Source organism: Nocardioides sp. Z30_9 (genome assembly GCF_058215735.1).
The window spans coordinates 559,467-585,317 of record NZ_JBZAJF010000001.1 but is presented as its reverse complement, the minus strand read 5'-3'; the positions used below and the strand labels follow the sequence as shown (position 1 = coordinate 585,317).

Here is a 25,851-nt window from a genome sequence, read left to right as displayed (position 1 = left end):
CTCAGACCGGTACGAGCTCCACGGCGCCCACGGCGTAGCGCGCCAGGATCGTGCGGGCGAGCTCGGGGTCGCAGCCCAGCGGGTCGGAGACCGCGACGGCGCCCGCCTCGACGGCCAGCTCCGCGGCCCGGTCGGGGAGGAACCCCGGAGCCAGGAACATCGAGGCGACCGCGACGTGCCGGCGACCCTCCGCGCGGAAGGCGCGGACGGCCTCACCGGTGGCCGGGGGAGTCGAGGACGCGAACGCCGCGGTGACGGGGAGCCGGTGCCGGGCACCCCACACGCGCGCCAGCCGGGCGATCGCCTGGTTGGCCATCGGGTCCGAGGACCCCGCGGCCGCGAGGACGAGCGCGTCGAGCTCGCGCACGCGGGCGTTGCTCAGGGCGTCGCGCAGACGTCGGTCGAGCACCTCGAGGAAGGTCGGCTCGAGCCCGAGGATGCCGCTCTGCCGGATCTGCACGGACGGGTGCCGCTCGCTGGCCTGCGCGATCGCACGGGGTACGTCGACCTTCGCGTGGTAGGCCTCGCTGAGCAGCAGCGGGACGACCACGATCTCCTCGTAGCCGGCCTTCACGAGCCGGTCCACGACCCTGCCGAAGTCGGGCTTGGTGAGCTCGAGGAACGCCGCCTCGATCCGGAGGTCGGGGCGCAGCTTGCGGGTCTCGGCCACCAGGGCGTTGATGGTGGCGGCAGAACGCGGGTCACGGCTGCCGTGGGCGAGGGTGATCAGTGCTGGAGCGGTCATGACGATCCGTCTCCCTTCGTGCTCGTGCCGCGAACTTCGTCGTCGTTGGCGGTGTGGTGGCGCGGATGGGCCGAGGTGGCGTGGGTCATTGGTGGATGCCGCACTCGGTCTTGTTGGTCCCGGCCCATCGGCCGGCGCGGGCGTCCTCGCCCTCCTCGACGCGACGGGTGCACGGCCAGCAGCCGATCGAGGGGTACCCGTCGTACTGGAGCGGGTTCACCAGGATCCCGTTCTCGGCGATGTACTTCTCGACGTCCTCGTCGGACCACCGGGCCATGGGGGAGACCTTGACCTTCTGCTTCTTCTCGTCCCAGCCCACGACGGGCGCGATCACCCGGTTGTGGGTCTCGGCACGCCGCAAGCCGGTCGCCCACGCGTCGTACTGCGAGAGGCCCTCGGCCAGCGGCTGCACCTTGCGCAGCTTGCAGCACAGGTCGGGGTCGGTCTTGTAGAGGTCCTTGCCGTACGTCGCGTCCTGCTCGGCCACCGACTGCACCGGCGTGATGCTGATCAGGTTGACCGGCATCGTCGCCTCGACGGCGTCCCGGGTCCCGATCGTCTCGGCGAAGTGGTAGCCGGTGTCGAGGAAGACCACGGCCACGCCGGGGGCGACCTTGGACGCGAGGTGGGAGAGGACCGCGTCGCTCATCGAGGAGGTCACGCAGAACCGGGAGCCGAAGGTGGCCACCGCCCACTCGATGATGTCCTCGGCGGGCGCGAGCTCGAGCTCGGCCCCGACGTGGGAGACGATCTCGCGCAGCTCGTCGGTGTTGCGGCCCTCCGTGGCGGAGCCGCGGCGGGCCCGGGCGGCGAGGGTGGTCAGGGCGGTCATCGCGCGGCCCCCCGTGAGGTGGCGGTCGACGGGGGCCGCAGGCGTCCGATCATGCTGACCTTGAACGCTCGCAGGCACGACCTGCATTCCCAGGCGCCGTGGGAGGACGCGTGCGCGGACCCGTCCTCGGCCAGCACCTCGTGCGGGAAGAGGTTCTCGTCGCCGCAGTAGGGGCAGTGGAAAGGGACGGCGCGGCCGCTCATGCGATCGCCTTGTCGCCGCGGAGCAGGACCTCGTCGGCACGGACGGTCCAGGCGGCGAAGGTCTCCGCGCCCTCCCGGTCGGCCAGGAAGTTGCCCACCACGGTGGTGATGTAGTCGTCGAGGCCCGCGCTGGTGACCTTGTGGGCGCGCAGCTTCTTGCCGAACCCGTTGGTCAGCCCGAGGCTGCCGCCGAGGTGGACCTGGAACCCCTCGACCTGGTTGCCGTCCTCGTCGAGGACCAGCATCCCCTTCAGGCCGATGTCCGCGACCTGGGTACGGGCGCAGGCGTTGGGGCACCCGTTGACGTTGACCGTGATCGGGGTGTCGATGGTGGGGAAGCGGCGCTCGAGCTCGGAGACCAGGTCGATCGCGCGCTGCTTGGTGTCGACGATCGCCAGCTTGCAGAACTCGATGCCGGTGCACGCCATCGTGGAGCGACGCCAGTTCGAGGGCCGGGCCTCCAGGTTGATCCCGGCGAGGTCCGCGATCAGGGGCTCCACGTCGGCCTCGTCCACGCCGAGCACGACCAGCTTCTGCTGGGCGGTCAGCCGGGCGCCGGCGGCGCCGTACTTCTCCACCAGGTCGCCCACCCCGGTGAGGGTGGCGCCGTTGATGCGGCCGGCGACGGGAGCAACGCCGATGTAGAACTTGCCGTCGCGCTGCGGGTGCACCCCGATGTGGTCACCGCCGTCAATCGTGGCCTCGGGGGAGGGGCCGTCGACCAGCTTGCGGTGGAGGTACTCGGTCTCGAGGACCTCGCGGAACTTCTCCACGCCCCAGTCGGCCACCAGGAACTTCAGCCGGGCACGGGCGCGCAGGCGGCGGTAGCCGTAGTCGCGGAAGACCGAGACGACGCCCTCCCAGGCATCGGCCACCTCCTCGAGCGGGATCCACACGCCGAGCTTCTGGGCGAGCATCGGGTTCGTGGACAGCCCGCCGCCGACCCACAGGTCGAAGCCGGGGCCGTGCTCGGGGTGGACGGTGCCCACGAAGGAGACGTCGTTGACCGAGGGGACGCAGTCCAGGCTGGGGTGCCCGCTGGCGGAGGTCTTGAACTTGCGCGGGAGGTTGGAGTAGCGCGGGTCGCCGATGAAGCGGCGCTTGATCTCCTCCAGGGCCGGAGTCGCGTCGATGATCTCCTCCGAGGCCACGCCGGCCACCGGGGAGCCGAGGAACGGCCGCGGGGAGTCGCCACAGGCCTCGAGGCTGGTCATCCCGACCGCGTCGAGCCGGTCCCAGATCTCGGGGACGGACTCGATCTCGATCCAGTGGTACTGGATGTTCTGCCGGTCGGTGATGTCGGCCGTGCCGCGGGCGAAGTCGGTGGAGATGCTGCCCAGGGCGCGGAGCTTGGCCGCGTCGAGCAGGGCGCCGTCACTGCGGACGCGGAGCATGAAGAACTCGTCGTCGAGCTCCTCCTCCTCGAGCATCGCGGTCTTGCCGCCGTCGAAGCCGGGGGCCCGCTGGGTGTAGAGACCCATCCACCGGAACCGGCCACGCAGGTCGGCGGGGTCGATCGAGGCGAATCCGCGCTTGGAGTAGATGTTCAGGATCCGCGCACGGACGTTGAGCGGGTTGTCGTCCTTCTTGGTCTGCTCGTTCTTGTTCAGCGGCTCGGTGTAGCCGAGTGCCCACTGGCCCTCGCCCTTCTTGGGGCGCGAGCGGCCGGATCGCCCGACCCGGCCCTCGGGGGCCGTCTGCGGGGCGGTGCTGGCAGTGGAGGTCACAGTGTCGAGTCCTTGGGGATCGTGGGCCCGGACGTCGTACGACGGCGCTGTCGTGACGGTCAACGGGGGTGCGGCGGGGGAATCCTGTCGAGGTTCAGCGCGCGCAACGACACATGCTGCTGCGGGTACGACCGAGGTCCACGTGGCGGCGTGCCACGAGCCAGGTCGAGGTTGCAGAGCTGATCATGGGGTCGAGTCTCATCGTTCGGACGCCCTGACCACAAACTCAAATCTCATGTCGTGAGACGAGAGTCCAGAATGTGGACGCAAGATCGGCTCCGAGGCGGTGCTCACCGGGGCACGGGAGCCCGTCGCCTAGGCTGGCCCCATGAGCGACATGACTGTCCCCGGGCCGGATGACACGGCGGCCGAGGTGCCTGCGGAGAACCTCGCGAAGACGGCCTCCCAGGCCTACAACGCCGCGCTCGAGGTGATCGCGGCGGTGGAGCCCCGGATCGCCCAGGCCACCCGGCAGGAGCTGGCCGACCAGCGGTCGTCGCTGAAGCTGATCGCCTCGGAGAACTACGCCTCGCCGGCGGTGCTGCTGACCATGGGCACCTGGTTCTCCGACAAGTACGCCGAGGGCACGGTCGGTCACCGCTTCTACGCCGCGTGCCAGAACGTCGACACCGTCGAGTCGCTCGCGGCCGAGCACGCCCGCGAGCTGTTCGGGGCGCCGTACGCCTATGTCCAGCCGCACTCCGGCATCGACGCCAACCTGGTCGCGTTCTGGTCGATCCTCGCCAACCGTGTCGAGACGCCGACCCTGAAGAAGCTCGGCGCCAAGAACGTCAGCGAGCTCTCCGAGGCCGACTGGGAGACGCTGCGCCACGAGTTCGGCAACCAGCGCCTGCTCGGCATGTCCCTGGACGCGGGCGGTCACCTCACCCACGGGTTCCGCCCCAACATCAGCGGCAAGATGTTCCACCAGCAGCAGTACGGCACCGACCCGGAGACCGGGCTCCTCGACTACGACGTCGTGGCGGCCAAGGCCCGCGAGTTCAAGCCGCTGATCCTGGTCGCCGGCTACTCCGCCTACCCGCGCCGGGTGAACTTCGCGAAGATGCGCGAGATCGCCGACGAGGTCGGCGCAGTGCTGATGGTCGACATGGCCCACTTCGCTGGCCTCGTGGCCGGCAAGGTGTTCACCGGCGACGAGAACCCCGTGCCGTTCGCCCACGTCACCACCACCACCACGCACAAGTCGCTGCGCGGCCCGCGTGGCGGCATGGTGCTGGCCCAGGAGGAGTTCGCCGCCGACGTCGACCGCGGCTGCCCGATGGTGCTCGGCGGACCGCTCTCGCACGTGATGGCCGCCAAGGCGGTCGCGCTGGCCGAGGCCCGGCAGCCGGCGTTCCAGACCTACGCCCAGAACATCGCCGACAACGCCAAGTCGCTCGCCGACGGCTTCCTATCCCGTGGCGCCAAGCTGGTCACGGGGGGCACCGACAACCACCTGGTGCTGCTCGACGTCACCTCCTACGGCCTCACCGGGCGCCAGGCCGAGTCGGCCCTGCTCGACGCGGGCGTGGTCACGAACCGCAACTCGGTGCCGAGCGACCCCAACGGGGCCTGGTACACCAGCGGGATCCGGTTCGGGACGCCCGCGCTGACCACCCGCGGGTTCGGGCACGACGAGTTCGACAACGTCGCCGACCTGGTCCACGAGGTGCTCTCGAACACCACGGCGGGCACCAACAAGGCAGGGGCGCCGTCGAAGGCGACGTACAGCACCGCCGACGGGGTGGCCGAGCGCGTGCAGGCCCGGGCCGACGAGATGCTCGACCGGCACCCGCTGTACCCGGGTCTCGAGCTCACCTGACCCCGGGCGCCCCGTTCGTGGGCGCAGTATCGATGGTGGACGTGCGGCAGGCCGAGGGATTTGATGTGAGGGTCCGGTAGGCCACGTCGTCGGGCTCTCGACGGCTCGCACCCCGAAGGGTGAGTCCATCCATGACCGCTCCCGCGAACGAGACGCCCGCACCAGCGCCCGGCAAGAAGCAGGACCGAACCCACTACCTCTACGTCGCGGTGATCGTGGCCGTGGTCCTCGGCATCGCCGTCGGCTTCGCGGCACCCGACTTCGCCAAGGGCCTCGCCTGGATCGGGGAGACCTTCGTCGCCCTGGTCAAGATGATGATCCAACCGGTCATCTTCTGCACGATCGTGATCGGGGTCGGCTCGGTCCGCAGCGCTGCCAGCGTCGGCAAGGTCGGTGGCCTGGCCCTGGCGTACTTCATCTCGATGTCCACCGTCGCCCTGGCCATCGGGCTGGTGGTCGGCAACATCATCCACCCCGGCGACGGCCTCAACATCACCGAGGAGACCGCCCAGGCGGGCGCCGAGCAGGCCAAGGGCGCCGGCTCCACCACCGAGTTCATCCAGGGCATCGTCCCTGACTCGCTGTTCTCCTCGCTCACCTCCGGCGAGGTGCTGCAGACCCTCTTCGTCGCGCTGCTCGTGGGCTTTGCGCTCCAGTCCATGGGGAGCAAGGGGCAGCCGATCCTGACCGGGATCGGGCACCTCCAGCGACTGGTGTTCCGGGTCCTGGCGATGGTGATGTGGGCGGCACCCGTGGGTGCCTTCGGCGCCATCGCGGCCGTCGTCGGCGAGACCGGGTGGGAGGCCCTGAAGAGCCTGGCCGTGCTGATGGTCGCCTTCTATATCACCTGCTTCCTGTTCGTCTTCCTGGTGCTCGGCACCATCCTCAAGATGGTCACCGGGGTGAACATCTTCAGCCTGTTCAGGTACCTCGCTCGCGAGTTCCTGCTGATCCTGTCCACCTCGTCCTCGGAGTCCGCGCTGCCGCGGGTCATCGCGAAGATGGAGCACGCCGGGGTCGACCGGACCACGGTCGGCGTGGTGATCCCGACGGGCTACTCCTTCAACCTGGACGGCACCGCGATCTACCTGACGATGGCGGCGCTTTTCATCGCCGAGGCGCTGGGCGACCCGCTGTCCATCGGCGAGCAGATCTCGCTGCTCGTCTTCATGGTCATCGCGTCCAAGGGCGCGGCGGGTGTCTCCGGCGCCGGGCTCGCGACCCTTGCCGGCGGACTGTCCTCGCACCGTCCCGAGCTGCTCGACGGAGTCGGCTTGATCGTGGGGGTGGACAGGTTCATGTCCGAGGCCCGGGCCCTGACCAACTTCGCCGGCAACTCCGTGGCCACCGTGCTGGTCGGGCACTGGACCGGGACCTACAACCGCGAGCAGCTCGACCGGGTGCTGGCGGGTGAGGACCCGTTCGACGAGAGGTACATGCTCGACGAGGACCACTCCGAGGGTGAGCGTTCCGACTCCGTCGAGGGAGTCGACCGTGACGCCGTGCCGTCGGAGAAGCCGAGCGCTCAGGTCACCGAGCGGTAGACCTCCAGGGTCTGCTGGGCGATCGCGTCCCAGCTGAACGCCTCCTGGGCACGCTTGCGTCCGGCCAGACCACGTTCCCTGGCCACCTCGGAGTCGTCGATGGCCTCGTTGAGTGCGGCGGCGAAGTCCGCGACGTACCGGTCGGGGTCCAGCGGTGTCCCGGTGCCGTCGGTGGCCTGCTCGATCGGCACCAGCCACCCGGTCGGAGGGAGCCCGGACGCGGAATCGGCGTCGACCACGACCTCGGGGATCCCACCAGTGGCAGTCGCCACCACTGCGGTCTCGCAGGCCATCGCCTCGAGGTTCACGATGCCGAGCGGCTCGTAGATCGAGGGGCAGGCGAACACCGTGGCGGCGGTCAGCAGCGTGACCACGTCACGGCGGGGCAGCATCTGGCGGATCCACACCACGCCCTCCCGGTCGCGGGCCAGCCCGTCCACGAGCGCCTGCACCTCGGCCTCGATCTCGGCCGTGTCCGGTGCCCCCGCGCAGAGCACCAGCTGCACCTCCGGGGGCAGCTCGGCGGCCGCCCGCAGGAACAACGGCAGGCCCTTCTGTCGCGTGATCCGGCCGACGAAGATGACGCTCGGCCGGTTCGGGTCGACCCCGAGCTCGGCCACTCTCCGTGGGTCGTGAAGGGGCTGCCACTCCTCGGTGTCGATGCCGTTGTGCACGACGTGGGTGCGGGCCGGGTCGATGGCGGGATAGCTGCGCAGGATGTCGTCGCGCATCGCCGCGCTCACGCCGATCACGGCGTCGGCGGACTCGTAGGCCGTCTTCTCGGCCCAGCTGGAGACGGCGTACCCGCCGCCGAGCTGCTCGGCCTTCCACGGGCGCAGCGGCTCCAGGCTGTGCGCGGTGACCACGTGGGGTACGCCGTGCAGCAGCTTGGCCAGGTGTCCGGCCATGTTGGCGTACCAGGTGTGCGAGTGCACCACGTCGGTCCCGCCGATGCCCTGCACCATCTCGAGGTCGACCCCGAGCGTGCGGATCGCCGCGTTGGCGGTGCTCAGGCCAGGGGGATCGGCGTACGCCGTGGTCCCGGCCTCGGGCCGGTCCTCACCGAAGCAGTGCACCCGGGCGTCGACACCGTCGACGCTCCGCAGTGCGCGCACCAGCTCGGCCACGTGCACTCCGGCACCTCCGTAGACATCGGGCGGGTACTCACGGGAGACGACATCGATGCGCATGGATCTGAACCTACTCGCGCCGATGTCTCGACCGCTCGTGCCGTGGCGAACTAGGTTCGACCCATGAGCCCCTCATCTCGGAAGAACGTCCTCGCGATCGTGCTGGCGGGGGGTGAGGGCAAGCGGCTGATGCCGCTCACCTCGGACCGGGCGAAACCCGCGGTGCCGTTCGGCGGGATCTACCGGTTGATCGACTTCGCGCTGTCGAACGTCGTGAACTCCGGCTACCTGAAGGTGGTCGTGCTCACGCAGTACAAGTCACACAGCCTGGACCGGCACATCAGCACGACCTGGCGGATGTCGACCCTGCTCGGCAACTACGTCACGCCGGTCCCGGCCCAGCAGCGCGTGGGCAAGCGGTGGTACCTCGGCAGCGCGGACGCGATCTTCCAGTCGTTGAACCTGCTCAACGACGAGCGGCCCGACATCGTGGTCGTCGTGGGGGCCGACCACGTCTACCGGATGGACTTCAGCCAGATGCTCGACGCCCACGTGGAGTCGGGGGCAGCGTGCACGGTGGCGGCCATCCGGCAGCCGATCAAGCTCGCCGACCAGTTCGGAGTCATCGACGTCGACCCGTCCTCGCCGGAACGGATCCGGGCCTTCTTGGAGAAGCCACTGGCCCCCGCCGGGCTGCCGGACTCTCCCGAGGAGGTGCTCGCCTCGATGGGCAACTACATCTTCGACGCCGACGCTCTGCGGGACGCCGTCACCCGCGACGCCGCGCGCGAGCGCTCCGAGCACGACATGGGTGGCGACATCGTGCCGTGGTTCGTCGACCGCACCGAGTCGGCCGTCTACGACTACCGCGACAACGACGTGCCGGGATCGACCGACCGTGACCGCGACTACTGGCGTGACGTCGGGACGATGCGCTCCTACTACGCCGCGCACATGGACCTGGTGGCGCCGCTGCCGGACTTCAGCCTGTACAACTCCGAGTGGCCGATCTTCACCACCTACGGGCCGCAGCCTCCTGCGAAGCTCGTCGGCGGGGACGGCGGGGCGCGGCCGACGGCCTGGAACTCGATCCTGTCTCCGGGGGTGATCGTCACCGGGGGCGCGGTGAGCAACTCGGTGCTCTCGCCGGCGTGCCGGGTCGAGTCGGGGGCCGAGGTCTCCGGATCGGTGCTGCTCGACTCGGTGAAGATCAGCGCCGGGGCGGTGGTGCGCAACGCGATCATCGACAAGTTCGTCACGATCCCTCCCGGCTGCGAGATCGGCGTCGACCACGAGGCCGACCGGGCGCGCGGGTTCGTCGTCGAGGACGGGCTGACCGTGATCGCCAAGGACCAGGAGGTCGTCGCGTGACCGAGTCCCGCGCCGGTACGCCGGCCCAGCCGCAGGACCTCGTCGACGTCTCCCACCTCGTCACTGCCTACTACACCGGGACACCGGACCCGGAGAACGTCGACCAGCAGGTCGCCTTCGGTACCAGCGGCCACCGCGGTTCCAGCCTGAAGACCTCGTTCAACGAGGACCACATCCTCGCCACCACGCAGGCGATCTGCGACTACCGCCGCGAGCAGGGGTACGACGGCCCGCTGTTCATCGGCCGCGACACCCATGGCCTCTCGGAGCCGGCGTGGTCCACGGCCCTCGAGGTGCTCGTCGCCAACGACGTCACCGTGCTCGTCGACGACCGCGACGGCTACACGCCCACGCCCGCGGTCTCGCACGCGATCCTGCGCGCCAACCGGGGCAAGGACCCGCAGACGGGGTCGCGTCTGGCCGACGGGATCGTGGTGACGCCCTCCCACAACCCCCCGAGCGACGGCGGCTTCAAGTACAACCCGCCGCACGGTGGTCCGGCCGACACCGACGCCACGAGCGTGATCGCCAGGCGGGCCAACGAGCTGATCGCCGCAGGTCTGCGCGAGGTGAAGCGGGTGCCGTTCGCGCGGGCCCGGGCGGCGGCCTCGGCGTACGACTTCATGGGGACCTACGTCGACGACCTCCCCAACGTGCTCGACCTCGACCGGATCCGGGAGGCGGGCGTGCGGATCGGGGCCGACCCGCTGGGCGGGGCGAGCGTGGCCTACTGGGCGGAGATCGCCGAACGGCATCGCCTCGACCTGACCGTGGTCAACCCGCTGGTGGACCCCACGTGGCGGTTCATGACGCTGGACTGGGACGAGAAGATCCGGATGGACTGCTCCTCGCCCTCGGCGATGGCCTCCCTGATCAGCCGCAAGGACGAGTACGACCTCGCGACCGGCAACGACGCGGACGCCGACCGGCACGGCATCGTCACGCCCGACGGGGGACTGATGAACCCCAACCACTTCCTCGCGGTGGCGATCGGTCACCTCTTCGGTGGTGCCCGCCCGGACTGGCCGGCCGGGGCGCGGATCGGCAAGACCCTGGTCTCCTCGTCGATGATCGACCGCGTCGCCAGCTCGCTGGGACGGCCGATGGTGGAGGTGCCGGTCGGGTTCAAGTGGTTCGTCCCGGGCCTGCTCGACGGCTCGTTCGGCTTCGGCGGCGAGGAGTCGGCCGGGGCCTCGTTCCTGCGCCGCGACGGCGGCACCTGGACGACCGACAAGGACGGTCTGATCCTCGCCCTGCTGGCCTCGGAGATCCTCGCGGCGACCGGCCGCACCCCGAGCGAGCACTACGCCGACCTGGTCAAGGAGCACGGCGAGCCGGCGTACGCCCGGGTGGACGCCCCCGCCGACCGTGAGCAGAAGGCCAAGCTGGCCGCGCTCTCACCTGACGACGTCACCGCCACCGAGCTGGCCGGGGAGCCGATCATCGACAAGCTCACCGAGGCGCCCGGCAACCACGCCAAGATCGGCGGCCTCAAGGTGACCACCGAGTCCGCCTGGTTCGCCGCCCGCCCCTCCGGCACCGAGGACGTCTACAAGATCTACGCCGAGTCCTTCCGCGGCCCCGACCACCTCGCCGCCGTGCAGGCCGAGGCCCGGGACGTGGTCTCCTCCGCGCTCGGCTGATCTCGCATACGCGAAAAGCAGGGTCGCCTCAACCAGCCACAGGCGTGGTCCGCTCCACGATCGAGGCCAGGTCGGTGCCGATGGGGAGGGTGCCGAGGGTGCCGTTGTAGTCGCCGCCGAGGCGGGTGGCGCAGAAGGCGTCGGAGATCGCGGAGGGGGCGAAGCGCACCAGGAGGGAGGCCTGGAGGCAGGCGGCCATCTGGCCGGCGAGGCGGCGGGCGGAGACCTCCAGGGTGGTGGTGTCGGCCAACATGGTGAGCACGCCTTCTATCGCCCGGTCCAGGCGAGGGTCCTCGCCCCGGGCCAGGCCGACCTCGGTCAGCCAGGCGGCGAGCACCTCCGGCTCACGGCCGAGGGCCCGCAGCACGTCGAGGGCGTTGACGTTGCCCGAGCCCTCCCAGATCGAGTTCAGCGGCGACTCGCGGAACAGTAGCGGCATGCCGGACTCCTCGACGTACCCGTTGCCGCCGAGGCACTCCAGCGCCTCGGCCACCATCATCGGGGTGCGCTTGCAGACCCAGAACTTCGCGAGCGGCAGCGCGATCCGGCGCAGCGCGGCCTCGTGAGGGGAGTCCCGGCGGTCAACTGCGGTCGCGAGGCGCATCGCGAGCGCCGTCGCGGCCTCGGACTCCACGGCGAGGTCCGCGATCACGTTCTGCATCAGCGGCTTGTCCGCGAGCAGCCCACCGAAGGCCGAGCGGTGGGCGACGTGCCAGGAGGCCTCGGCGAGCGCACGCCGCATCAGCGCCGCCGAGCCCAGCACGCAGTCGAGCCTGGTCGCCGCGACCATCTCCAGGATCGTGCGCACACCGCGTCCCTCGTCGCCGAGCCGTTGCGCCCAGGTGCCGTGGAACTCCAGCTCAGAGGAGGCGTTGGAGCGGTTGCCCAGCTTGTCCTTGAGGCGTACGACGTCGAGGCGGTTGCGCTCGCCCGACGGCAGCACCCGGGGGAGCAGGAAGCACGTCATGCCTCCGGGGGCCTGGGCCAGCACGAGGAAGACGTCGTTCATCGGAGCGGAGGTGAACCACTTGTGGCCGTGCAGGGTGTACTCGCCGTCGACCGCGGTCGGCACGGCCCGGGTCTCGTTGGCCCGGACGTCGGATCCGCCCTGCTTCTCGGTCATCCCCATGCCGGCGAGGGCCCCGCTCTTGTCCGCGACCGGGCGCAGGCCGAAGTCGTAGGAGGTGGCGGCGAGCTTGGGCGTCCATTCCTTGGCGAGGGCGTCATCTGCCCGCAGGGCCGGGACCGCGGCGTACGTCATCGAGATCGGGCACCCGTGGCCCTGCTCGGTCTGCGACCAGGCGAAGAAGCCGGCCGCGCGCCGCAGGTGGGCGTTCGGGTCCTCGGACTCCCAGGGCGCGGCCTGGAGCCCGTGGCCCACACCCCGCTCCATCAGCCAGTGCCACGAGGGGTGGAAGCGGACCTCGTCGACCCGGTTGCCGTATCGGTCGAACGGCACCAGCTCGGGGTGGAACTCGTTGGCGAGCATGCCGTGCTCGCGGGCCTCCGCGGAGCCTGCCTCGGCACCCAGCGCGGTGAGGTCGTCGACCACGCCGGGGGCGTGGCGGGTGACCGCCTCGACCAGGGCGAGATCCGAGGTGACCACGTTGTGGCCGGCGAGCGGGGGAGCCTGGTTGCGGGCCACCCGGTTGTCGTCCGAGTTCAGCGGCGTCATGGCCTTACGGTAGTTGCCATGGCAGCCGAGGGCGGAGCGGACGCGAGCACCGCGAGCACGGCGTCGCCTGCGTGGCGCCGGGTGCGCGACGCGCTGTGGCGGCTGGTCGTCTCGACGGTCGGCACCTGCATGCGCAACCGGGTCACCGGCCTCGCGGCCGAGGCCGCGTTCTTCGCGGTGCTCTCCCTGCCGCCGCTGATCTTCGCGCTCGCGGGATCGATCGGCTACGTGTTCGCGCAGTTCAGCGACAGCCAGATCGACGAGGTCCGCGAGACCGTGCTCTCACTGTCCAGCCAGGCCCTGACGCCGCAGACCGTGGACAGCATCATCAAGCCGACGCTCGACGAGGTGCTCGACGGCGGCGGACGCTACGACGTTGTCTCGATCGGGTTCGTGCTGGCGCTGTGGTCCGGTTCCCGGGCGCTGAACGTCTTCGTGGACACGATCACGATCATGTACGGCCTCGGCGGCCAGCGCGGGATCGTGCGGACCCGGGCGCTCTCGTTCCTGCTCTACGTCCTCGGCATGGTCACCGGGGTGGTGACGATCCCGCTGGTGGTCGCCGGCCCCACCCTCGTGGCCAAGTGGATGCCGGAGGGACTCTCACCGCTGACCAGCCTCTACTGGCCGATCGTGCTGCTGCTCGGGGTCTGCTTCCTCGCCACGCTCTACCACGTGTCGGTGCCGGTGCGGACGGCCTGGCGCTACAACCTCCCGGGCGCCGTGTTCACGATGTTCTGCTGGGTGTTCGGGTCCGCGTTGCTGCGCTTCATCCTCGTCGGTACGGCGCAGGGCTCCACCTCGATCTACGGCCCGCTCGCCGCTCCGATCGCGGTGCTGCTGTGGCTCTACCTGCTCGCGATCGCCGTGCTGATCGGCGCTGCGCTCAACGCGGCGTTCGACCAGATCTGGCCGCAGAAGGAGCTCACCTCGGCCCGGCTCGAGCGGATCAAGCGGCTCAAGCTGGAGAACGTGCTGCCGTGGCGGTCCTCGCTGGAGGGGGCCGTCGAGCAGGATCGGTCCGCCCAGGCGAACGACCCCGCAGTGCCCGTGGGCCCGCCCGAACACAGCGCTCGCGACTGAGGGGCGCTGCACGAATGAACCCCTTCTGCGTGCGATCATGCAGGCGTGGGAAACGTGACGCTGCCGACGCCGGTGTTCCTGGCCGGCGGCGCCCTGTGCCTCGTGGCCGGCTACCTCGCGGGAGCCGTCGTGGGGCCTGACACCCCCGAGCGCACCACCGCGCAGGTGGTCAGCTTCGACGCCAAGAACTCACGCCTGTGCCTCGAGGGCGACGCCATCACCGACCAGGAGGGGGCCGACCCCGAGGGGCACCTGTGCGGCACCCTGCGGCGTACGCCCAGCTCCCAGACGCCCCGCAAGGGCGACGTGTTCCGCTTCGTCTCCGTGCGCACCACCGGTGAGGTGGACGGCAAGGCCAAGGAGCAGACCGTGATCTTCGGCGACGTGGTGGACTAGGTCCCCGTGCCCGACGACGTCAACGCCGGGGGTTACGCCGGCCAGCTGAAGCTGCCGGCGCCGACGCGCTCGCCGTGGTGGGAGCTCGGCAGACGGGTGTTGGCGGCCGTGGGCATCCTGGTCGTCACGGTGCTGCTGGTCTACTTCGACCGCGACGGCTACCGCGACAGCACCGACATCAGCGCCAGGCACCCCAACGGGATCGTCGACCTCAGCGACGCGATCTACTACACGACCGTCACCCTGAGCACAACCGGGTACGGCGACATCGCGCCGTTCACGCAGAACGCCCGGATGATCAACGCGTTCCTGATCACCCCGCTCCGCATCGCCTTCCTGGTGCTGCTGATCGGGACCACGCTCGAAGTACTCGCCGCGCAGGGGCGCGAGATGTTCCGGGTCGCCCGGTGGAGGAAGCACATGGACCAGCACGTCGTCGTGATCGGTTACGGCACCAAGGGACGCAGCGCCGTGGGGACGCTGGTGAACAACGGCACCTCCCGTGACTCCGTGGTGGTTGTGGACCCGGGCACGGTCGCGCAGGAGGAGGCCCACGCCGACGGCCTGGCCATCGTCACCGGCGACGCCACCAGGCGCGAGGTGCTGCGCCGCGCCCACGTCGGCAGCGCCCGGCAGGTGATCATCACCACTGCCCGTGACGACACCACGGTGCTGGCGACCCTCACGGTGCGCCAGCTCAACCCGGAGGCCTACATCGTCGCCGCGGTCAGGGAGGCCGACAACGTGCCGCTGGTGCGCCAGAGCGGGGCGGACTCGGTGATCACCTCCTCCGACGCGGTGGGGCGGCTGCTCGGGCTCGCCTCCTACTCCCCGAACCTGGGCCGGGTGATGGAGGACCTCCTCACCTACGGCGAGGGTCTCGAGGTGGCTCAGCGGGACCTGCTGATCAACGAGGTGGGCAAGGCTCCGCAGTCGTTGCCCGACCAGGTGATCGCCGTGGTCCGCGACGAGAAGGTCTACCGCTACTTCGACCCGACCGTCACGCTGCTGGCGCGAGGCGACCAGCTGATCGTCGTACGCCCCTCCAAGGAGCTGCCGTGGGCGCCCCGTCCCGGCACCCACGACGAGGTCGGCTCCGACGAGGAGCAGTGAACATCGCCGGTCCTTGCCAGGGACCTCGTAGTCTTGGTCACTCCGGTCGCACGGACCGGCAGAACAGGGTGGGGGAGTAGGTGCAGATCGCCAAGCGCGTCCTTCTCGAGGGACTGGGCTGGATCCTGGTGCTCGTGGGATTGGCAGCCCTCGTGCTGCCCGGGCCTGGCTTGCTCGCGCTGTTCGCCGGGGTCACGCTCCTCGCGACGCAGTACGAATGGGCCGAGCGTCGGCTGGACAAGGTCAAGGCGGCGGCGCTGCGTACGGCTGCCGACGGAGTGAAGACCTGGCCGCGGATCCTGACGTCGTGCGCCGGTGTGCTGTCCCTGGTCGCGATCGGCACCTTGTGGTGCGTTCACCCGCCTGCGCCCTCCTGGTGGCCGCTGGACGACGGGCTGTGGCTGGTCGGTGGCTGGGGGACCGGTGCGACGCTGATCGGCTCCGGGATCATCGCCGGCGTGATGGTGGTCTACAGCTACCTGAACTTCCGTGAGATCAAGGGCGACGAGGTCGCCGCCGCCGAGCTCGACGACGACGGGCAGCGCCCGGTCACCCCTCGCTGAGACCGGCAGCTGTACCGGGCATAGCCCGAAAACCCTCGTGCAGGGAAGAGTCTCGCAAATCGGTCTAGTTCGCCTGTCCGGCCGCTGGTGTCGAGGTTGGCCCAACCGGGTTCCGCCCCGCAGTATGGCCGCACGACCAGGGGAGAACTTGAATGCGGATGATGTACGTGGCGGCCGTCGAGGTGCAGACCACGCGATCCCTCGACGTGGCCGAGGCCATGAAGGTGCTGGCCGACTACCGGCCGGCGTTGGGAACCTCATCCCGGGGCTGGGTCGAGGTGGAGATGACGTTCACCGCCACCGGGCTCGCCCATGCCTGCACGAAGGCGGCTGCGCTCGCCAGGGCCGCCACCGGAGCCGAGCCGATCACCGCGCACGTGCTCACCCAGCAGGAGTACGCCGCGCGGCAGGAGCTGGCCGCGGCCCCCGAGGGGCGGCACGCGGCGCCGGATGCGCCTGGCAAGGAAGTGGTGCTCCCACGACAGGCGACAGAGCCCTGGGAATCCAAGCGGCGTTCTCCGGGCCGTCACTCAGCCTGAGGGGCGACGCAGACGCCGCCCGAAATTCCCGAAACACGTAAACGGGACATTCTAACTCTTGATGGCACGGAGCGAGGGTCTCGGTCACGTCGAAGAGTGGGTCAGGGCTTTCTCTCGCGCTTGATCCGGCGCCGGAGCTGGAGGATGCGCAGGGCGCCGGCACTGGCGACCAGGAGCGCGCCCGCTGCGGCGGAGATCAGGACAGCCGCGGCAAGGGGAGCGCGCCCGTGCCACCCCAGGTAGGAGACCTCCACCTCCTGGGTGTTCTGGAGGATGAAGACCGCCAGCAGGAGCAGGACGAGCGAGAGCACGATCACGCTGATCCAGATCCCGCTGGTGCGCGATCCGCGCAGCGGATCGTGGTCGGCGCGCCGCCCTCTGTCTCCGACGGCACCCGGGTCGCTGGCCGGGGGTGAGGGTTCGGCCGTGCCCCCGCTGCTCAATCCTCGACCTCGTCCGGGATCAAGGGATCGCCGTGGGGACGGCTCGGCTCGCCCTCGGGGTGCGCGTCAGGATCCACTGCTGGGTCGGTGCTCGGTCCGTTCGGTGTCGTACTCATGCAAGCGGTGTACCCCCGGAAGCCGGTGGGCATTCGGCGACGGTCGGCGATGCCACGGGCTGGACCCGACTCGGCACCTGGCGCGAGGCGTAGGTTGGGTGCTCCTCCGCGACCCGAATCCGGGCCTGCAGGTTCACAGTCCTTCGTCTGGCGAACGCTTCTCTGTGCGCCGCTTCGTGCACCACCGCTAGAGAGACACCTCATGGTCGTCAACCTCGGGGAGGCCCTCGCACACGCGGCGCGCGCCATCCACTCGCCCTCCAGCCTGGCCCTTCGCATGCCTGCGAACGCCTGCCACCAGAGCAGAGTGGTTCCCTGCTGCCAGCTGCGCAAGGCGCTCCGGAGCGCCGGGGAGACGTGGGGGACCACGCGCGATCGCCGTCCCGTGTTTCGACTCCGACAGGCGGCTCCCGGGGAGTCTTCGCACTGCGCTGGGCTGGGCGAGCGGGCTCAGCCCGAGGGTGGTTTCAGTACGGCGAACGGGTCGGTCACCGTGAGTGTCCGCTCGCGGAACCGGTAGAGCGCGGCCGGGCGGCCGCCATGTGGGCCGGGCGCGGCCCTGCCCCCGGTGGGCTCCACCATGTCGCGTCGGGTCATCACCCGGGTCAGGTTGGTCGTCGAGACCGGGTGGCCGAGTGCCGCGCTGACGATGTCGCGCATGACCGGCATCGTGAACTCCGACGGGGCCAGGGCGAAGCCGATGTTGGTGTAGCTGAGCTTTGCGCGTAGCCGCTCGACGGCCGCCTGGACGAAGTGGTGGTGGTCGAAGGCGGTCTGCGGAAGCCGGGAGACGTCGAACCATGAGGTGTCCTCAGGCAGCGCGGGGGAGACGTCGACTGGAACCAGCGCGAGGTAGCCGGTGGCGAGCACGCGCTCGCGCGGGTCGCGGTCGACCTTGCTGTGAGTGGCCACCTGCTCGAGCCAGGAGACGTCGCGGACGTCGACCTTGGCTGCCAGGTGGGTGCTGATCGCCTCCCGCAGGCGCTGGTCGGCCAGCACCCCGCCTCCAGGAAGGGCCCAGTGGCCATCGTCGGGGGCAAGGTCGCGGCGCCAGAGCAGCACCGAGAGACGGTCCTCTCGGACCGAGAGCACCACGGCCAGGACCTCGTGAGCGAAACGAGCGAGACCGGCGCCGCCCGTGGATGGTCCGCTCGTCGACATGGCGTGATGGTAGCGTCGGGTCAGTTATCGCCTACCAGTCGAAAACCTCAGGAGACCGCATGAGCGTCACCACTACGTGGCAGGACGAGGTCCACCGCCTCGCGAAGGAGCGCGATGCGGTCGTGCTGGCGCACAACTACATGCGACCGGAGATCCAGGACGTCGCTCACCACGTCGGTGATTCCCTGGCGCTCTCGCGGATCGCCGCGACGACCGACGCGAGCACGATCGTGTTCTGCGGCGTGTGGTTCATGGCGGAGACGGCCAAGATCCTGGCTCCGCACAAGACGGTGCTGGCGCCGACTGCGGAGGCAGGGTGCTCCCTGGCCGACTCCATCGATGCCGCGCAGGTGCGCGCCTGGAAGGCCGAGCACCCCGGGGCGATCGTGGTCGCCTACGTGAACACCAGCGCTGCGGTGAAGGCAGAGGCCGACTACTGCTGCACCTCCTCCAACGCAGTGCAGGTCGTCGAGGCGATCCCGCGCGAGACGCCGGTGCTGTTCCTGCCCGACCAGTTCCTGGGGGCGCACTTACGCCGGGAGACCGGCCGCACCAACCTGTCGGTATGGCTGGGGGAGTGCCACGTGCACGCGGGCATCACCCCCGCCGATGTCCGCACCCAGGTGGCAGCACACCCTGACGCCGAACTCCTGGTCCACCCCGAGTGCGGCTGCGCAACCTCGGCGCTGTGGCTGGCCGGGGTCGGGGACCTCCCGGCAGGGCGCACCCAGGTGCTCTCCACGGGTGGGATGGTCGAGGCCGCGCGGGAGATGACGGCACCGGTCTCCCTGGTCGCCACCGAGGTGGGCATGCTGCACCAGCTGCGCAAGGTCAACGACACCACGACGTTCCTGCCGATGAACCCCCAGGCGTCGTGCCGCTTCATGAAGATGACCACGCCCGAGCTGCTCCTCCACACGCTGCGGGGAGGCGGTGACGAGGTGCACGTCGACCCCGCGACGGCAGCCCTGGCCCGCCGGGCCGTGGAGCGGATGATCGCCATCGGCCAGCCCGGAGGCGCGGAGTGACCAGCGAGGTCGACGTACTCGTCGTGGGCGCAGGAGTGGCTGGGCTGTCGGCCGCACTCGGGCTGCACGCCGCCGGCCGCCGGGTCGCAGTGGTCTCGGCCGGGGAGGGCAGCACGGGATGGGCGCAGGGGGGAATCGCGGCAGCCTTCGCCCCTGGCGACGATGCCGATGAGCACGCCCAGGACACGGAGGTGGCCGGAGCCGGGATGTGTGACACGCGTGCGTTGACCTGCCTGGTGGAGGAGGGGCCGCAGCGACTGGCGGAACTGCTCGCCCTCGGCACCCGGTTCGACCGGGACGGCGCCGGTCGTTTGGCCCGCGGCCGGGAGGGTGGGCACCACCGCCACCGGGTCGTGCACGCGGGTGGCGACGCCACCGGGACAGAGGTCGCCCGAGCGCTCCGTGCCGCTGCCGCACACCTGACCTGGTGGCCCGAGACCCGCGTGGTCGGACTGACCCGGGGGTCGGCCGCCGGCGGGCCGCAGGTCACGGGTGCCCTGCTGGACAGCCCGGCAGGTGCGCGGCTCGTGCGTGCCCGCGCCGTCGTGCTGGCCACGGGCGGCATCGGGGCGGCGTACGCCTCGACCACCAACCCCGCGGGCGTCACCGGCGACGGGCTGGCGCTCGCGCTCCTGGCCGGGGCCACCCTGCGTGACATGGAGTTCGTGCAGTTCCACCCCACAGCGCTGCGCACCGGTGCCGGGCGCGGTCAGCTGCCGCTCGTCACCGAGGCGCTGCGCGGCGAGGGCGCGGTGCTGCGCGACCACGAAGGTCGCCCGCTGATGGTCGGACGGCACCCACTGGCCGACCTCGCGCCGCGCGACGTCGTGGCGAGGGCGGTCCACGAGGTGATGAGCACGGAAGGCCGCGACCACGTGTGGCTCGACGCCACGTCGGTCCCCGACGTCCTGCGGCGGTTCCCCACCGTCACGGCCACCTGCGCAGAAGTCGGTCTCGACCCGGCCCGGGAGTGGCTGCCGGTCGCGCCGGCCGAACACTTCCTGTGCGGTGGGGTGGCCACCGACCGGTGGGGCGCCACGGACGTCCCCGGGCTGTACGCCGTGGGGGAGACCGCGGCGACCGGCGTGCACGGCGGCAACCGGCTGGCCTCCAACAGCCTGCTCGAAGGGCTCGTCTTCGGGCGGCGCACGGCGGCCCGGCTGGCGCTCGAGCTCCCCGAGCCCGCCGTCGACGAGATGCCGACGGTGTCGCTCGTGCCCGACCCGGGCGCCGGGGACGCCATCCGCCGCGCCATGAGCGCTCACGTGGGGGTGGTCCGCAGCGGTGAGGGGTTGAACCGGGCGGGTCGTCTGCTGGCCGGCGGACCGCGTCAGGACCCCACGTGGTTGGTCGCCTCCGCAGTCCTTGCCGCGGCCACGGCCCGGGAGGAGAGCCGTGGCGCCCACTTCCGCGCCGACCACCCGGTCGCCTCCGAGCGCTGGCGCAGGCACGTCTCGGTGCGGGTCGACGAAGCGGGCGTCCCAAGAGCCGGTGTCGACTCGGCCGTGGCGAGGGTGGCTTGAACCCGGGACCGCGGGACGCGCTGCGGGCGGCCGGCCTGGACCCCGACTTGGTCCTCCGTCTGGTGCGGGCCACGCTTGCGGAGGACCTGGGGGAGGCCGGTGACCTGACCTCGCTGGCCACCGTGCCCGAGGCGGCCAGGCTGGAGGTCCGCTACGTCGCGCGAGAGCCGGGCACGGTCGCCGGACTGCCGGTGCTGGCGGCCATGGTGGCGGACAGGCTTGGTGGAAGCGCGCGCCTGCTGGTCAAGGTCGCCGACGGCGCCCGGGTCGGCCCAGGTGAGGTGCTCGCCGAGCTCACGGGCCCGGCCCGCGGCGTGCTGGCTCTGGAACGCACCTCGCTCAACCTGCTCAGCCGCCTCTCCGGTGTCGCCACGGTCACGGCTGCCTGGGTCGCCGCTCTCGAGGGCACCGGCGCGCGCGTGCGTGACACGCGTAAGACGATGCCGTTGCTCCGCTCGCTGGAGAAGTACGCCGTGCGCTGCGGGGGTGGTGTGAACCACCGCGCCGGCCTGCACGACGCCGTGCTCATCAAGGACAACCATGTCGCCGCTGCGGGCGGTGTCTCGGCCGCGCTCGCCGCGGTCGCGGCCTCGCCGTCGGCCCGGGGGGTGCCGGTCCAGGTCGAGGTGGACGACCTCGCGCAGCTCGACGAGGCGCTGGCACACGGCGTACCGCAGGTCCTGCTCGACAACTTCGCCGTGGACGACCTCCGCGAAGCCGTCCGGCGTACCCGCTCCCGTGCCCCCGGCACGCTGCTCGAGGCCAGCGGCGGACTCACCCTCGCGAACGCCCGCGCGGTGGCGCAGACCGGTGTGGACTTCCTCGCCGTCGGCGCCCTGACCCACTCCGCACCCGCGCTCGACATCGGGTTGGACGCGGTGGCTGGCCTCCGTAGGGAGTGCGGCGGCCACTAGGCGGCATCGGGTGCTGACGTGTGTCACAGTCCAGAGCCTCCGACCGGCATGTTCACGTGATCGTGCTGTTCCCACCCGACGTCTCGTCGGTCGCCCCTGGACAGTCCCAAACAGGGATTCCCGATGCTGATGAGACGCGACCCACAGAGGGGTGGCGGGTACTGAACATGGGTAGCGAGGAAGCTGCAATGCCAGCCACCCAATGAAAGTGTCGGACCGTTCGCCCGAGCGCATGGCGGTCAACGGCTGAGACTGTCAAGACGAGTGGTCCAGCCCAGACAGACCACATGCCGGGACCGCCTGGTCAATAGGGTCCCGTGCGCCCCATTGTCTGTGAGCCGGCCGCTCGGGCGGGCACTCAGACAGCTCTCGAAGAGGAATCGTCATGAAGAAGCTCGCCGCCGCCCTAGTCGCGGTTGTCTTGGTGGGGACGGGCCTCTCGGTCGTCGCAACTCCGGCACAAGCGGTCACGTCAGTGCGCATCACCGCACCCAACATCAGCGTCAAGAATGACGCCTGCGGCGGGTCCTGGGTCACCGTCGCTGGCGACTGGGCGGGAGACGCGTACAACTCCATCGACGCCACCGTGACGGGGCCCAACGGCGAGTACACGGCAGGTGACTATTTCTATGACGAGCCTTCCGCATCTGTCTCGTTTCACGTCGAGCTCTGTGGGGGCTACGACACCCCCGGCTGGTACACCGTGCGAGTCCGGGCCGAGGGGAATGACGAGAACTACGAGAACGCGACGGTGGCTACCGCCACCAAGAGCTTCAAGTTCACCAAGGTCGTGCCGTGGCGGGCGAACACAGCGCTCACAAGAAAGGCCAAGCGGACTGGTGGCAAGTTCAAGTGGAAGGTCACGGGGCGACTCACCCGTTCCGGCCGCGCCTATGCCCGCCAACCCGTTGCGATCCAGGCCGTCATTGGCGGTGATTGGTCCTACGTCGAAGGCAACCGCACCAAGAAGAACGGCACCTTCAAATGGAGGTTCAAGCCGAATGGGTACACATGGAGATACGTCTACTACGGCAACTCCAACACGAAGCCCGCGGTTTCCGCGCCGTTCCGAACCCCCCGGAAGGGGGGCAGCGGGCGCGAAGCGCCCGCAGACCCTCGGTCACTCGTCTCCTGACGGATCGACCTCTTCGCCCAACTGTGCCGCGAACGGGTGCTCGTTGATCAGCGCTCGGTGTCCGCATACGTGCGCTCGATGTATGCCTCGATGTCGTCGCGACCGCGTGCCAGATGCCTCGTCCGCCGAACTTGGCTGCCCGGAGTTCGCCGCGGCGGATGAGTGCGTAGACCTGGGACTCGGAGATGTTGAGTTCTTCCGCGACTTGTTCGCGGGTGAGGAAGCGGGCGGGCCTCGGGTCAGTGTGCCCGGGACGCGCAATCTGGCTGGCGATCGGCTTTCGCGATCTGAAAGGGCCCCGGTCACCTGCGTGATGTCCGGGGCCCTTCAACAGGTAAGTCAGCGAGCGTCGTGCCCGTTGTCGTCGAAGTAGTCGCGGCTGCCGGACTTCGCGAGTCCGCGGCTGATCATGTAGCCGATGGTCAGGAAGGTGACATAGCGCCATGCCTCCTGGGCACCGAAGTCGCTCGAGTCGACGATCGCCGAGGCGATCAGCACGGCGATGACGGCGGCGACGTAGGCGATGAGCTCGGTCGTCTTGAACGATGCCTTCGTCTCGGTGCTGACACGGCGCGCAGGGGTGTGCGCGTGGGTGGCGGTGTTGTGGTCGTTGCGAGCGGTGGTGTCGACGTTCGACATGGTGAGACTCCTGTTGCGTAGTGCGGGCACAGATGCCTCGATGCTGAAGCGAGAGGTGCAAGCGTCATTACCCGACGGTTGGCGGGACACCTACTCCGTGCCCCCAAGACACACGACCAACCGGAATGTCTGAGTGATCCGAGTCTCACTGGGTCAGGTGGGGCTAGAAATCTGCGCGCCGCGCCGCGGGCCGTGTCTAGTCTCCGGATGCAGGTGTTTGCTGCTCTTACCTGGGGTATCGCCACCACTGACAGGTACGCCGCCCGAGGCGAATACCAAACCGAGGTCAGTCTCCTGAACTCAGACCTACTCATTAGTGATTGCGCACGTATCCGCACGGGATACAGAAAGAGGCCCCCGAAAGGGCCTCTGACCTGCTGTTTCTCTGGTGGGCGATACTGGGTTTGAACCAGTGACCTCTTCCGTGTCAAGGAAGCGCGCTACCACTGCGCCAATCGCCCTGGATGTTGCACTCTAACGAAATCGAGGTGGGTACGGGATTTGAACCCGTGTAGACGGATTTGCAGTCCGTTGCCTCGCCTCTCGGCCAACCCACCGTGGAGGCTTCGGCTTTACTCCGAGCGGACGACGAGACTCGAACTCGCGACCTCAACCTTGGCAAGGTTGCGCTCTACCAACTGAGCTACGTCCGCTTGCTTGCCGGCGAACCGGCGTTGCGTGGGAAACCATAGCCGATGTCTGAACGGCTACAAACTCGGGGCATCCTTCGCGCCTCGGACAGCCCTGTTTCCCCTGTGCCACGGGCTAATCTCGACCCATGCGCGCTTGGGTGAACGGCCGATTGCTCGAGGATCCGGACGAGCCGGTCATCGGCGTCACCGACCACGGATTCACCGTCGGGGACGGGGTCTTCGAGTCGATCAAGGTCGTCGACGGGGAGCCGTTCGCGTTGACCCGGCACCTGGAGCGGCTGGGCCGCTCCGCGGCGGCGCTGGGCCTGCCCGGTCCGGACCTGGGGGAGATCCGGTCCGGGGTCTCCGAGGTGCTCGCACGCGAGCACCTCGAGCTGGGACGGCTCCGGGTCACCTACACCGGCGGTGCGGCTCCGCTGGGCTCCGGCAGGGGAGAGGGACCACCCACGGTGGTGGTGCTGGCTGCCCCGATGAGCGCGGCATCCCCCACAGCAGCCGTGGCGCGCGTGCAGTGGCCACGCAACGAGCGAGGGGCCCTGTCGGGGGTCAAGACCACGTCGTACGCCGAGAACGTGGTGGCGCTCGCGGAGGCGGCCAGGCGAGGGGCTAGCGAGGCGATCTTCGCGAACCTGGCCGGGAACCTGTGCGAGGGCACGGGCTCGAACGTCGGCTACGTCGTGGGCGGTGAGGTCCGCACCCCGTCGTTGGCGTCGGGATGCCTCGCCGGGGTCACCAGGGCCCTGCTGCTGGAGTGGTACGACGTCACCGAGGTTGACGAGCCGATCGAGGTGCTCGACACCGCAGACGAGATCTTCCTGCTGTCGACGACGCGCGACGTGCAGGGAGTCGAGCGCATCGACGACCGCGTGCTGGAAGCGCCCGGACCGGTCACCCGTGAGCTGATGGCCACCTGGTCGACCAGGCAGGCACAGCACCCCGACCCGTGAGGACGGGTCGCCGGGCTGTGGGCGGGTGCGTCAGATGCTGAGGATCGAGGCGAGCTCGTCGTCGAAGTCGACGAACGCGCTCTCCTGGCCGTCGGGGACCGAGGCGAGCATCGCGGTGACGAACCGGTCGACGCTGCGCGCCGCGGCCTGGACGAGCAGCTCGCCGTCGGGGGAGCACAGCTCGATGATCACCACGGCGCAGCCGTCGGAGCTCAGGCAGGGCCAGACGTGGACGTCGCCGTCGCCGGTGGGCTCGTAGCGCCCGTCGACGAGGAGCTCACGACCGAAGGTCCACAGGACCTCCTGCACGCCGGTCCGGAACACCATGGTCACGGCGTACGGGTCGGCCGGGTCGAAGACCAGGTCCGCCTCGATCGAGGTCGCCTCGCCCTGCGGGTCCACGAACTCCAGCTCGACGTTCTCGGTGACGACCTGAGCGGTCTTCGTCTGCTTCATCGAAACTCCCCTTGCTCTCATCGGGGTCTCCCTCCAGAAACCCCAACGCGCCCTCCACGCGATGAGTTGATTCTGGGGCGCGAATGGGAAGTCGCACAGGGCTTCTACCGATATGTCCGTTTTATCCCACGAGTGGTCTAACTTTCTCACGCTGCTGGTCTATTTTCGGTTGTCAGTGGTCTAGTCAGCAATAGCCCAAATGCGAGGTCTTGCCGGTCGAACGGCTATGGGACCTGAGCGCCAACCGGGTGGCGTGACCCCGTGTCGAACCACGCCGGAACCTGCGCTAAGGTTCCTCCGGATCATCCCGTCGGCGACAACTCGTCCGACAGCAGGGATGCTCCGGGGTATCCCCGGGCGATTGGCGCAGTGGTAGCGCGCTTCGTTCACACCGAAGAGGTCACTGGTTCGAACCCAGTATCGCCCACCAGTTGCACAGAGCCCGGCCCC

General features: G+C 69.8%; 24 protein-coding genes, 4 tRNA genes and 1 pseudogene. 15 read left to right on the top strand and 14 right to left on the bottom strand.

Annotated elements, in window-relative coordinates:
• Position 1: 1 nt before the first annotated feature.
• The 4 genes from AC4BGB_RS02955 to AC4BGB_RS02940 form a co-directional block, all read right to left on the bottom strand.
• The gene (locus tag AC4BGB_RS02955; RefSeq protein ID WP_490544573.1) at positions 2 to 745 is read right to left on the bottom strand and encodes a sirohydrochlorin chelatase; all 744 of its coding nucleotides are present in this window, start codon (positions 743 to 745) and stop codon (positions 2 to 4) included.
• Between the two features lie 85 nt (positions 746 to 830).
• Positions 831 to 1,577: a phosphoadenylyl-sulfate reductase gene (locus tag AC4BGB_RS02950; RefSeq protein ID WP_490544571.1), complete on the bottom strand. Its 747-nt coding sequence runs from the start codon at positions 1,575 to 1,577 to the stop codon at positions 831 to 833.
• On the bottom strand, positions 1,574 to 1,780 hold the full coding sequence (locus AC4BGB_RS02945) for a hypothetical protein (protein WP_490544569.1): 207 nt from the start codon (positions 1,778 to 1,780) through the stop codon (positions 1,574 to 1,576). Before AC4BGB_RS02945 ends, AC4BGB_RS02950 begins: the two co-directional genes overlap by 4 nt.
• On the bottom strand, positions 1,777 to 3,507 hold the full coding sequence (locus AC4BGB_RS02940) for a nitrite/sulfite reductase (RefSeq protein ID WP_490544567.1): 1,731 nt from the start codon (positions 3,505 to 3,507) through the stop codon (positions 1,777 to 1,779). The genes AC4BGB_RS02945 and AC4BGB_RS02940 overlap by 4 nt, the downstream gene beginning before the upstream one ends.
• 337 nt (positions 3,508 to 3,844) lie before the next feature.
• On the opposite strand from AC4BGB_RS02940, the gene AC4BGB_RS02935 reads away from it, so the two are divergent.
• Together AC4BGB_RS02935 and AC4BGB_RS02930 are read left to right on the top strand one after the other, a co-directional pair.
• Positions 3,845 to 5,329 (top strand): glycine hydroxymethyltransferase, encoded by a 1,485-nt coding sequence (locus AC4BGB_RS02935; RefSeq protein ID WP_490546774.1) that lies wholly within the window; start codon positions 3,845 to 3,847, stop codon positions 5,327 to 5,329.
• Positions 5,330 to 5,460: 131 nt separating this feature from the next.
• Positions 5,461 to 6,873 (top strand): cation:dicarboxylate symporter family transporter, encoded by a 1,413-nt coding sequence (locus AC4BGB_RS02930; RefSeq protein ID WP_490544565.1) that lies wholly within the window; start codon positions 5,461 to 5,463, stop codon positions 6,871 to 6,873.
• Here the strand turns inward: AC4BGB_RS02930 and glgA are convergent.
• Positions 6,855 to 8,063, bottom strand: a complete 1,209-nt coding sequence (gene glgA / locus AC4BGB_RS02925; protein WP_490544563.1) for a glycogen synthase — start codon at positions 8,061 to 8,063, stop codon at positions 6,855 to 6,857. The two genes, AC4BGB_RS02930 and glgA, sit on opposite strands and share 19 nt — an antisense overlap.
• A 63-nt stretch (positions 8,064 to 8,126) precedes the next feature.
• On the opposite strand from glgA, the gene glgC reads away from it, so the two are divergent.
• Entirely contained in the window at positions 8,127 to 9,374 is a 1,248-nt protein-coding gene (gene glgC / locus AC4BGB_RS02920) for a glucose-1-phosphate adenylyltransferase (protein ID WP_490544561.1), read from the top strand.
• Complete coding sequence (gene pgm, locus AC4BGB_RS02915) at positions 9,371 to 11,017, top strand: phosphoglucomutase (alpha-D-glucose-1,6-bisphosphate-dependent) (RefSeq protein WP_490544559.1); 1,647 nt, start codon at positions 9,371 to 9,373, stop codon at positions 11,015 to 11,017. Before glgC ends, pgm begins: the two co-directional genes overlap by 4 nt.
• 28 nt (positions 11,018 to 11,045) lie before the next feature.
• Here the strand turns inward: pgm and AC4BGB_RS02910 are convergent, their stop codons facing one another.
• Positions 11,046 to 12,692 carry an acyl-CoA dehydrogenase family protein gene (locus tag AC4BGB_RS02910; RefSeq protein ID WP_490544557.1) on the bottom strand — a complete coding sequence of 549 codons (1,647 nt, stop codon included), beginning with the start codon at positions 12,690 to 12,692 and terminating at the stop codon, positions 11,046 to 11,048.
• Positions 12,693 to 12,710: 18 nt separating this feature from the next.
• Between AC4BGB_RS02910 and AC4BGB_RS02905 the strand changes: the two genes are divergently transcribed.
• The 5 genes from AC4BGB_RS02905 (at position 12,711) to AC4BGB_RS02885 (ending at position 16,386) form a co-directional block, all read left to right on the top strand.
• Positions 12,711 to 13,775 carry a YihY/virulence factor BrkB family protein gene (locus AC4BGB_RS02905; RefSeq protein WP_490544555.1) on the top strand — a complete coding sequence of 355 codons (1,065 nt, stop codon included), beginning with the start codon at positions 12,711 to 12,713 and terminating at the stop codon, positions 13,773 to 13,775.
• Positions 13,776 to 13,820: 45 nt separating this feature from the next.
• On the top strand, positions 13,821 to 14,171 hold the full coding sequence (locus AC4BGB_RS02900; RefSeq protein ID WP_490544553.1) for a hypothetical protein: 351 nt from the start codon (positions 13,821 to 13,823) through the stop codon (positions 14,169 to 14,171).
• 6 nt (positions 14,172 to 14,177) lie between these two features.
• Positions 14,178 to 15,284, top strand: a complete 1,107-nt coding sequence (locus tag AC4BGB_RS02895) for a potassium channel family protein (protein ID WP_490544551.1) — start codon at positions 14,178 to 14,180, stop codon at positions 15,282 to 15,284.
• Positions 15,285 to 15,364: 80 nt separating this feature from the next.
• On the top strand, positions 15,365 to 15,847 hold the full coding sequence (locus AC4BGB_RS02890; RefSeq protein ID WP_490544549.1) for a PGPGW domain-containing protein: 483 nt from the start codon (positions 15,365 to 15,367) through the stop codon (positions 15,845 to 15,847).
• A gap of 152 nt (positions 15,848 to 15,999) precedes the next feature.
• Positions 16,000 to 16,386 carry a hypothetical protein gene (locus tag AC4BGB_RS02885; RefSeq protein ID WP_490544547.1) on the top strand — a complete coding sequence of 129 codons (387 nt, stop codon included), beginning with the start codon at positions 16,000 to 16,002 and terminating at the stop codon, positions 16,384 to 16,386.
• A 101-nt stretch (positions 16,387 to 16,487) separates the two neighbouring features.
• Here AC4BGB_RS02885 and AC4BGB_RS02880 read toward each other — a convergent pair whose 3' ends face one another.
• Positions 16,488 to 16,829, bottom strand: a complete 342-nt coding sequence (locus AC4BGB_RS02880; protein ID WP_490544545.1) for a LapA family protein — start codon at positions 16,827 to 16,829, stop codon at positions 16,488 to 16,490.
• A 566-nt stretch (positions 16,830 to 17,395) separates the two neighbouring features.
• Complete coding sequence (locus AC4BGB_RS02875; protein WP_490544543.1) at positions 17,396 to 18,106, bottom strand: NUDIX hydrolase; 711 nt, start codon at positions 18,104 to 18,106, stop codon at positions 17,396 to 17,398.
• Between the two features lie 59 nt (positions 18,107 to 18,165).
• Here AC4BGB_RS02875 and nadA point away from each other — a divergent pair, with 59 nt between their 5' ends.
• The 4 genes from nadA (at position 18,166) to AC4BGB_RS02855 (ending at position 22,706) form a co-directional block, all read left to right on the top strand.
• Entirely contained in the window at positions 18,166 to 19,134 is a 969-nt protein-coding gene (nadA, locus tag AC4BGB_RS02870) for a quinolinate synthase NadA (protein ID WP_490544541.1), read from the top strand.
• A complete protein-coding gene (gene nadB, locus AC4BGB_RS02865; RefSeq protein ID WP_490544539.1) occupies positions 19,131 to 20,657 on the top strand; it encodes an L-aspartate oxidase in 1,527 nt (508 codons plus the stop codon). The genes nadA and nadB overlap by 4 nt, the downstream gene beginning before the upstream one ends.
• Complete coding sequence (gene nadC, locus AC4BGB_RS02860; protein WP_490544537.1) at positions 20,654 to 21,571, top strand: carboxylating nicotinate-nucleotide diphosphorylase; 918 nt, start codon at positions 20,654 to 20,656, stop codon at positions 21,569 to 21,571. The genes nadB and nadC overlap by 4 nt, the downstream gene beginning before the upstream one ends.
• Positions 21,572 to 21,956: 385 nt before the next feature.
• Complete coding sequence (locus tag AC4BGB_RS02855) at positions 21,957 to 22,706, top strand: hypothetical protein (RefSeq protein ID WP_490544536.1); 750 nt, start codon at positions 21,957 to 21,959, stop codon at positions 22,704 to 22,706.
• Positions 22,707 to 22,872: 166 nt separating this feature from the next.
• On the opposite strand, the pseudogene AC4BGB_RS02850 reads toward AC4BGB_RS02855, so the two are convergent.
• From AC4BGB_RS02850 to AC4BGB_RS02830, 5 genes and pseudogenes are all read right to left on the bottom strand, one after another.
• A pseudogene (locus tag AC4BGB_RS02850) lies at positions 22,873 to 23,151 on the bottom strand (hypothetical protein); the annotation flags it as partial.
• Complete coding sequence (locus tag AC4BGB_RS02845) at positions 23,046 to 23,345, bottom strand: hypothetical protein (protein ID WP_490544534.1); 300 nt, start codon at positions 23,343 to 23,345, stop codon at positions 23,046 to 23,048. The pseudogene AC4BGB_RS02850 and the gene AC4BGB_RS02845, both read right to left, overlap by 106 nt.
• A gap of 386 nt (positions 23,346 to 23,731) precedes the next feature.
• Positions 23,732 to 23,806 (bottom strand) — tRNA-Val (locus tag AC4BGB_RS02840).
• A 25-nt stretch (positions 23,807 to 23,831) separates the two neighbouring features.
• Positions 23,832 to 23,902, bottom strand: a tRNA-Cys gene (locus AC4BGB_RS02835).
• 23 nt (positions 23,903 to 23,925) lie between these two features.
• Positions 23,926 to 23,998: transfer RNA gene (locus AC4BGB_RS02830), tRNA-Gly, on the bottom strand.
• A 125-nt stretch (positions 23,999 to 24,123) separates the two neighbouring features.
• Here AC4BGB_RS02830 and AC4BGB_RS02825 point away from each other — a divergent pair.
• Complete coding sequence (locus tag AC4BGB_RS02825; RefSeq protein ID WP_490544533.1) at positions 24,124 to 24,945, top strand: aminotransferase class IV; 822 nt, start codon at positions 24,124 to 24,126, stop codon at positions 24,943 to 24,945.
• Between the two features lie 30 nt (positions 24,946 to 24,975).
• Here the strand turns inward: AC4BGB_RS02825 and AC4BGB_RS02820 are convergent, their stop codons facing one another.
• Positions 24,976 to 25,401, bottom strand: coding sequence for an SsgA family sporulation/cell division regulator (locus AC4BGB_RS02820; RefSeq protein ID WP_490544531.1), 426 nt, complete (start codon positions 25,399 to 25,401; stop codon positions 24,976 to 24,978).
• A gap of 355 nt (positions 25,402 to 25,756) precedes the next feature.
• Between AC4BGB_RS02820 and AC4BGB_RS02815 the strand changes: the two genes are divergently transcribed.
• Positions 25,757 to 25,831 (top strand) — tRNA-Val (locus AC4BGB_RS02815).
• Positions 25,832 to 25,851 lie beyond the last annotated feature (20 nt).

What these genes read in the sequence shown, in the direction of transcription:
- AC4BGB_RS02955 (WP_490544573.1), bottom strand. Translation starts at nt 745, where the DNA reads ATGACCGCTCCAGCACTGATCACCCTCGCCCACGGCAGCCGTGACCCG.
- AC4BGB_RS02950 (WP_490544571.1), bottom strand. Translation starts at nt 1,577, where the DNA reads ATGACCGCCCTGACCACCCTCGCCGCCCGGGCCCGCCGCGGCTCCGCC.
- AC4BGB_RS02945 (WP_490544569.1), bottom strand. Translation starts at nt 1,780, where the DNA reads ATGAGCGGCCGCGCCGTCCCTTTCCACTGCCCCTACTGCGGCGACGAG.
- AC4BGB_RS02935 (WP_490546774.1), top strand. Translation starts at nt 3,845, where the DNA reads ATGACTGTCCCCGGGCCGGATGACACGGCGGCCGAGGTGCCTGCGGAG.
- AC4BGB_RS02930 (WP_490544565.1), top strand. Translation starts at nt 5,461, where the DNA reads ATGACCGCTCCCGCGAACGAGACGCCCGCACCAGCGCCCGGCAAGAAG.
- glgA (WP_490544563.1), bottom strand. Translation starts at nt 8,063, where the DNA reads ATGCGCATCGATGTCGTCTCCCGTGAGTACCCGCCCGATGTCTACGGA.
- glgC (WP_490544561.1), top strand. Translation starts at nt 8,127, where the DNA reads ATGAGCCCCTCATCTCGGAAGAACGTCCTCGCGATCGTGCTGGCGGGG.
- AC4BGB_RS02910 (WP_490544557.1), bottom strand. Translation starts at nt 12,692, where the DNA reads ATGACGCCGCTGAACTCGGACGACAACCGGGTGGCCCGCAACCAGGCT.
- AC4BGB_RS02905 (WP_490544555.1), top strand. Translation starts at nt 12,711, where the DNA reads ATGGCAGCCGAGGGCGGAGCGGACGCGAGCACCGCGAGCACGGCGTCG.
- AC4BGB_RS02885 (WP_490544547.1), top strand. Translation starts at nt 16,000, where the DNA reads ATGCGGATGATGTACGTGGCGGCCGTCGAGGTGCAGACCACGCGATCC.
- AC4BGB_RS02875 (WP_490544543.1), bottom strand. Translation starts at nt 18,106, where the DNA reads ATGTCGACGAGCGGACCATCCACGGGCGGCGCCGGTCTCGCTCGTTTC.
- nadA (WP_490544541.1), top strand. Translation starts at nt 18,166, where the DNA reads ATGAGCGTCACCACTACGTGGCAGGACGAGGTCCACCGCCTCGCGAAG.
- AC4BGB_RS02855 (WP_490544536.1), top strand. Translation starts at nt 21,957, where the DNA reads ATGAAGAAGCTCGCCGCCGCCCTAGTCGCGGTTGTCTTGGTGGGGACG.
- AC4BGB_RS02845 (WP_490544534.1), bottom strand. Translation starts at nt 23,345, where the DNA reads ATGTCGAACGTCGACACCACCGCTCGCAACGACCACAACACCGCCACC.
- AC4BGB_RS02825 (WP_490544533.1), top strand. Translation starts at nt 24,124, where the DNA reads ATGCGCGCTTGGGTGAACGGCCGATTGCTCGAGGATCCGGACGAGCCG.
- AC4BGB_RS02820 (WP_490544531.1), bottom strand. Translation starts at nt 25,401, where the DNA reads ATGAAGCAGACGAAGACCGCTCAGGTCGTCACCGAGAACGTCGAGCTG.